The 7668-nt window shown below is 71.3% G+C and carries 1 protein-coding gene; it reads right to left on the reverse strand.

Translation table 11 applies throughout. The features are described from left to right. Nucleotides 1-25: 25 nt before the first annotated feature. Nucleotides 26-7651 carry a hypothetical protein gene (locus tag AB0I04_RS26165; protein ID WP_360889453.1) on the reverse strand — a complete coding sequence of 2542 codons (7626 nt, stop codon included), beginning with the start codon at nucleotides 7649-7651 and terminating at the stop codon, nucleotides 26-28. Nucleotides 7652-7668 lie beyond the last annotated feature (17 nt).

Here is a 7668-nt window from a genome sequence, read left to right on the forward strand (position 1 = left end):
ACTCCCTCCTAGACCGGCAGCGGGCTCACGCGCCGCCTGTGATCGGCGCGATGCCGCCCTCGCCGGTCACCTCACCCCGGCCCGGGCTTGCCGGGCCGCCTGAGCCGGATGCCACTGCGTCGGCCTCCGCCGGGATCGGGATACCCCGTGCGGTGAGCTCGGCCCGCACCCGGTCGGCGAAGGTGCCCTCGGTGGACCGGTTGAACACCGGGCGCAGGTCGATCCCGTGGTCCCTCGCGACGACCGACAGGGCCGGATGCAGCCGGGCGAACGCCTGGGCGAATCCTCCGTCGGACCAGGTGGCGCCCTCCGTGCGCAGCGTGCCGTCCGGCGCGGCGATGTAGCGGTGTGGCTCGTCGCCGTCGCCGGTCACCTCGATCCGGACCTCCGTGTCGTCCAGGCGGGCCCGCATGAGCGCAGCCCGTAGCGGCGCCTCCGGATCCGCCGGGTCGAACTGGACGGGCTCCCAGCGGCCGTTGCCGGCGTCGCGCCGACTCGGTCCCACGGCCGGCGCGCCGTCGCCCGGGAGCTCGGGCGGCGGTACCGCCTCCTGCCGGGCCTGCGCGGCCTCGAGCTCATGCCCGGCGACCGTCAGATGGACGGCGCCGTGCGCCACGGCCTCGTGCACGAACTTGCCGTCCCGGTAGAAGGCGATCTTGTACTTCCCGGCGAACTCACCGCTGTGCGCCTCGTTGGTGGTGGCGAACACGCTGTGCTCGTACCGGGCGCCGCCGTTGTCCGAGATGGACCTGGACGCCTGGGCGCCGGAGGACTGCTTGACCCCGAGGCCCAGTTCGCCGCCGACTCCGACACTGCGGCTCGGCGGCAGCAGCTGGCTCCGCGACGCGGTGGAGGACTCGGTGTACTCCCGCCGGTCGACCTGGCTGATCTCGGCGCCGCCGATGTCGCGGATCTGCGGGTCCGAGAGCTCCATCCGCACGACGGCCTGCACATTGTGCCGCCCGACCTTGATGTCGATCGGGTAGCCGTCCTGGCCCATCATCTGCTCGACCCGGGCCTGCCGCTGCAGCGCCGACCAGTCGTGCTGGAGCCGCCGCTCGACCTCCCACTGCGATCCCTTGCCGAGTAGGTCGACGAAGTTTTCGCGCATGGCGTGGTACGGCCCTTCGGGCTCCACGTGGTCGACGGCGAAGTCGTTGCCGATCTCGAGCGGCCGGTGGTCGGGCACGTGCTCGGTCGTGGGGGCGGGTTCGTCGGCGGGTCGGAGCATCCGCGCCGGCAGTGTGCGACTCACCGTGCCGTGCACCTCGACCGTGACGGGTTCCGGGCGTTCCCCGGTCGGCGGTTTCACCTGTCCCGGCTCCAGAGGCACCTGGTCGACGGTGACCGTGAGCTTGATCGGGTGCGTGATCAGCGCCATGCCCTTCTTGTCGTCGAGCAGGCTGCGTTTGCCCGGATCGTTCGCCTCCTTGGCGGCGTTCGCCGCTGGGCTGTCGGCGTCCGTCCACATCAGCCGCTTCAGCCTGATCTCCTCGTGCCCGATGGACGCGCCGACCGACCTGCTGCGGGCGGTCCCGAGCGAACCGCTCGTCGAGCCACCGGCCGCACCGCCGTCCGTGGCGTTGACGTCACCGCTGATGGTGTGGCCGGCGTTCATGTTCTCGCCGTGGCCCTTGTAGCCGTACGACTGGAAGATCGGTACCTTCCCGGGCACCTTGCCGTGCAGCACCGGCTTGCCGTCCCACTCGGCCTTCACGCTGATGGGCAGCACCTCGGTACGGCCGGTCGAGTCCACCTGCACGCGCAGATCGTCTCTGGCCCCCCACGGGTCGAACATGTTGTCGCTCGGGCCCTCCCAGCGGGCGCCCTCGTACAGGGCGGACAGCCGCTGCCGCAGCGTCGGGTCCCGGTCCAGCAACCCGGGTGAACGCTGCTCGACCGCCTCCAGGACCGCCTCGTGGACGGGTTTGTCGAAGACGACGTCGTCGTACAGGCTCAGGCCCATCGCCTTCTCGTTGGGCTTGGGCAGCGCCACTTCCACCGGCGCCAACTCCAGATCCCTGGCGTGAGTGGCCACCTCGTTCAGATGGTGCTCCGCCGGCGTGTCGGTCAGGTTGTGGCCGACGCCCGTGACCTTCTCAAGCACGTCGCCGAGGACCGCCGGCGTGTGCTCCCCGGCCAGCGGCGGCAGCTCCCCGGCCCCGGAATGGGCGGCCGCCAGGTCCTCGGCGTACCGGCCGACCACCTTGACGGCGAGGTTCGGGTCGAGTTCGAGGTTTCCGTTACGAAGCCGTTCGACGACGTCGGACATGCGGTCCAGCGGAAGGTGGAACTCGTCGTCCAGGTGCATCTGGAGGACGTCCGCCTCGCGCGCCCCCAGCCGCATCGGCACGTCACCCGACGCATCCCAGCTCTTGCCGGTGAGGTCGTCGGTGACGGTGATCTTCATGTGTCCCGTCGTGTGGACGCCGACGTCCTTGCCGACCTGGATGTCCAGCCGCTCAAGCCCTGAAGAGGAGTTCTCCGAGTGTCCGGTCGTCGTGCTCGTGGACCGGGAGAGGTCCGCGCCGCCGTCCAGGCTCGACCCGTCGGCACCGTGGTGGCCGCCGCCGGCCGAGCCGCCGACGTTCCCGCCCTTCGTGTGCGACGAGGAGGTCGACGTGCCCTCGACGGTCAGGTTGATGTCTCCGCTCACCGAGTCGTGTGCATCGATGGCCTTGGACGGCCCCAGCCCGTCCATCTCGACCTTGATCGTGTAGCTGCGCGGCCGCAGGCCGTGCGGATCGACGACGACGCCGGTCTCGTATCCGCTCCCCAGCAATTTGACCTTGACGCCGCGCAGACTCGCGGAGTTGAGGAACGCCTCGTTCCCGTCGGCCGATCGCAGCTTGCCGCCCGTCTTCCGGTCGATCTCATCGATCAGCCGACCGGCATCGACGTGCTCGACATACGCCTTGTCGACCAGCTTCTCCGGCGTCGGCTGCAGGCCCTCCGGCGAGCGGAGACGCTCCACCTCGGCCGGTCGGGACTGGGCGTCCGGCAGGATCTCGCTAGGCCACGCGATGTCCGCCTTGCCGTGCTCACTGAACTGGTCGACCAGCTTGCCGTTCCGGTCCCGGATCTCCACAACGGCCTCGTGCTGCCCCTCGAAGCGCCGGAGCTGCTTGAGCTCCTTGAGCCCGACGTGGTTGACCATGACCGACTCGGTCCGGCCGGTGGAGTGGCCGCGATTCACTCCGCCGCTGCCACCGACGTTCGCGTCGTAGCCGGCTTTGTGATCGCCGAAGTTCTTCCACGAGGCGGACAGGCCACCGCCGCCGGAGACGGCCACCGAATCGCTGGCATTGGAGCTGAACGACTGGGAGTCGATGTTCAGCGCGACGAGGTTCCTGGTCGTGTCCGGGCCGAGGTCGGTGAACTCGTCAAAGCGCTGGTTCAGCCGCACGGTGAGCGTGTGGCCGTCGGCCAGCTCGAACTTCATGCCCCGCTGGCAGAGCTGGTCGTAGTGCGGGTCGAAGAACCGTTCGGGGAAGTCCTCCAGCTTCCGGACCGTCGCGAGCTTGTGCAGGAACTCCATCTGGTCGGGGTGCTTCGGCGCGCTCGGCATCCCGTCGCCGTCCAGTTTCGGCACGAGGTTCAGCTCCTGGAGCTTCGGCATCGCCTTGTTCACGGCTTCGCCGATGCCCGTGATGTCCCGGACCAGCGCGAAACCGGCACCGCGCAGCTGGCCGGGGCCATTGCCGACGTGTACCGGTATGCCCTTCTGCTCCGATGGGGCGACCGGGCCGTGGTCATGCGGCGTGGCCACCGAACCGTCGGGGTTGCGGACGATCTCGCCGGACGGGTCGACCTTGACCGCCGCGGCGTCGACGGGCAGGCCGGCCTCGGCGGCGTCCTTCGCGGACATCCGGATCACTCCGCCGAGGTCAGCCGAGACGCTCCCCAGCGACCGGTTCTCCGACAGCGAGTAGAGCTCTGCCTTGACCACCACCCCGCCCCGCTGGAAGAGCTCGGGCTGGGTCTCGGCCACGGTGCGTTCCACGGACACCGGCACGGAGGTGCCTCCGACGTTCACCGTCTCGGAGTGCGTGACGCCGCGGTCGCCGTTCAGCTTCCCGCTGAGGCCCACGTTGACCTCATGCGGCCCGGGCATCAGGTCCTTGGGGCCGCCCCACAACTTGTCGATCTGGAGCGGGATCGAGCCCCCGACCTTCCTGGACACGTTGAACGACTCGTTCCCGGACGTGCCCAGGAAACCGACGTCGACCTTCTCCAGGAAGTCCACCTTGCTGGAGGGCAGCGCGACGAACTTCGTCGGATCGAACTCGGCCTTCATCCGCAGGGCCAGGTCCGCGCCGGGGATGATGCGAAGCTCGCCGTGCTCCTTGTTGACCATCGGCTGCAGATATTCCTTGGCCTCCTGGGTCAGGATGGTCCGCAGCTGCTCTCGGGTGACCGGGTCGAGTTCGACCTCCTGGTCGGTGAGGGACTCGACGACGTCGTCGTGCCACTTCTCCAGGCCGTTCAGCTCGACCGCGGCGTGGTGGGGCATCTTCCCGGTGCCCTCGCCGGGAGGAAGCTGGACGCTGTGCGGCAGGTCCCGCCCGGTGAAGCTGTTGGACACCAGCACCTGCATGCTCGGGGCGTCGTCGCGGGTGCCCTCGGTGACGTGTGCGGCCGGCGTCTCCGGGACGTCATGCCCCGGAATCACCGACACGTCGTACTTGACCCGGCCGTCCAGCACCCGGAGCTCGCCGTTCCTGATGTCGACGACCGCTCCGGGTCGCGCGTCCTGCAGACCGTTCCCGCTGATCGACCGGCCCCGGCCGACGTCGACCTCGACGCCGGGACCGAAGACCTTCAACACCCCCTTGGCGCCGTCCAGGATCGGGTGGACGCCATCGGGGATCAGCGCGGCCAGCTTCGACGAGTCGACGGAGACCGCCGTGGTCTGGTTGTGCGCGGCGGTCGCCCCGTGTCCGTGGCCGCCCTCCGCGAATCCTCCGCTCATCGTCTCGGCCGGCTTCATCGCCGGCGTGACCTCGACCAGGTCGGTCACCTGGGCCCGAATCCGCGCGAACGCGCCCGGCTTGTCCAGGGGAATCAGCACTCCCCCTTCGGACAGCAGATCGTGGGTGCTCGCGCGCAGGGTCTTCTCCAGCGCGTCGGGCGCGAACTTGGTCGTGCAACCGGCCGCTTCGACGGCCTCATTGGTGGTCTCGGTGAGCTTGTCCCGATGGGCCAGCGGGCCCATGATCTTGGCGCCGGGCAGGGCTGCGTCCGGCGGCGCGGTCTTATCCAGCGCGTGGCCGTACGACGCCATCGCCTCCGCGCCGTCCTTGACGAGGATCACGGCGGCGTTCGCGGTCACCCGGGCGGTGGAGGCGTCCGGCCCGTCCGCGAGCTGTTTCAAGCAGCTGCGTGCCGCATCGTAGGTGATCTTCGCGTCCCGTGCCTCCGTCAGCGCCTTCTCATACCCGTCGGCCATCTTCGTGTGGCGCACCTGCCGATCCAGCGCCGCCTGGCCGTCGGCCACCGCGTCGGTGGCGCGCGTGGCCGCGGCGTGGTCGCGCTCCGTCGCGCACTGGGTGGCCTTGTCGAAGGCGGACTGCACGTCCTTGCCGGCCTCGTCGGCCAGCCTCCGATGCTCGGCCACCCGTTCTTCCAGCGCCGTGACGTCGTTCTGCAACGCTTCGTGGATCTTGTCGACCTGGCCGGTCAGCTCGGCGAGCCGGGCGGCCTCGGGCGTGGGAGCGGCGGGCCGCTCCGCCGGCAGCACGCCGTCGGCTCCGCTGACCCACGGCGGCGACGGAGGAGTACTGCCCTTCGCCTTCAGGTCACCCGCCAGATCGTTGATCTCCCGCACGTAGTGCGCCTGCTCCACCGGATCGGTAGCGTGCAGCCACTTGTCCGCGAGGTACCGATGCTGGTTGTAGCCCGACGCCGACCGGTCCCCGTGCCGTCCCGGACCGATCGCGTTCAGGCAGCGGCGGATGATGCCCTGCTCGGCCCTCGCTTCGGCGGCCGAGACCCGCTGCAGGGTGTCCGTCGTCTGGTGCAGCAGCGCCCGCGGCAGTTCGTCCGCGGCCTCGGCGACCCGCTCGGGCGACAGGTGGGCGGCCTGCGCCGCCTCTTTCGACATCATCCACGGGGCGCACGTCACCTCGTGCGTCCGGCCGTCCGCGCCGATCTGTGTCCGCGCCGCCGCTCCGTCCATATCGCCGACGGTCATGTGGAACTCGTGCACCGCGCCCGACTCGGTCCGCACCCGCAGCGTCGCCGTGTCCGGATTCCACTCCAGGCCGGTCACTCCACGGCCCAGATGCGACGGCTTCAGCTCCGCGATCGCCGACCCGATCTCCTCGATGGACAGAGGACTCAGGTGCGCCGGCCGGACCGGTGCGGGCACCGTGCTCCCGCCGGCGTCCGGTGCCGAATGGACGCCGCCGGGGGCGCTGCCCTCCGGCCCGGTACGCGGCGCCGAGGAGGCGCCCTCGGGCACGGTGGCGGTGGACAGAGTGGAGGCCAGTTCCTCCGCCTGGTGGACGATCGTCTGCGTCGCCGGCTCGTGCATGCCCGGCCGCATCACCGGGCTCGGCTCGGGCCTGGTCTCGCCGGTCGGCCAGGTCGCGGCCAGGTCCGTCCGCTCCGGGTGGGCCGACAGCGTTTCGTGAGCCAGCTCGGTGGCGACCGGCCGCGTCTCCGGGGAATGCTCGGCGAGCTGGTGCAGCGCGTCCAGCCCGCCTTCGAGGGGGTGCCCACCGGTCGCCCGGGCGACCTCCGCGCCCAGCCAGTTGGCCGCTTCGGCACACAGGCGTTCGCCCGTGGCGCCCTCGGCCGCGCGGGCCGTGAGCCGGTCCTGCGCCTCGCGCAGGCGTTCGTACGGCAGGTGGACCGACCGGCCGTCGGCGCCGGTCACCCGCACGCCGCCGTCCCGTAGCGGCAGGGCGTCCGGCGCGACCGCCCGCCGTGCCTCGTCCATCGCGTTCCGTGCCATGCCGGCCGGGTCGTGCGTCGCGTGGGGCGTCCGCCCCGTGGTGGCCGTGGGGTCGTCCGGCCTGGTGCCGGTGGGACCCTCATCGGGTCTCGTGCCGCTGCTGTTTTCGCCCGGCCTCGGGCCCTCTCCGGATCCCGGGCCGGTCTCGCCCGGCCGGGGGCCGTTGCCGGTCGTTCCCTCGGGATGGCCGGTGGTGTCGGGCCGGGGCCCGGCCTTGCCATCGCGGTTCAACACCTCGCCGATGCCCGGGCGCGCCGGCTCACCGGGGCGGGCGGGACCGGCCTCGCCGGGGCGTGCCGGGAGCGCGGCCGGGCCGGGCTGGCCCGGCGTAGCCTGCCCGCGGTCGGGACCACCGGTGCCGCCCACGTCACCGCCGCCGTGCCCGGTGTCGCCGCCGGTGATCAGCCTGCCCTGCCCGCCCGTGAGCGGTGAGTCGGGCAGGTTGCTCGTCCCGCCGCCGGGGGATTCCTGCCTGCCGACAGACGCGAGGTCGGTGCCGTGCATGCCGCCGGTGCCACCGGTGGGGTGTTCGGGCAGGGTGGTGATGTTGTGGACGGGTCCACTGGGCACCTGGCCGTCATCACCGCTACCGGTGGTGGACCCGCCACCGCCATCGGTGGACCCACCACCGTCGCGGCCGAACCGGCCCGCCGTGTACTGGCCGGCCTCTTTGGCAGCCCCGAAGCCGGCCATGCCGAACCCGAACGCCG

This window comes from Actinoallomurus sp. NPDC050550 (assembly GCF_040655075.1).
GTDB lineage: Bacteria > Actinomycetota > Actinomycetes > Streptosporangiales > Streptosporangiaceae > Actinoallomurus.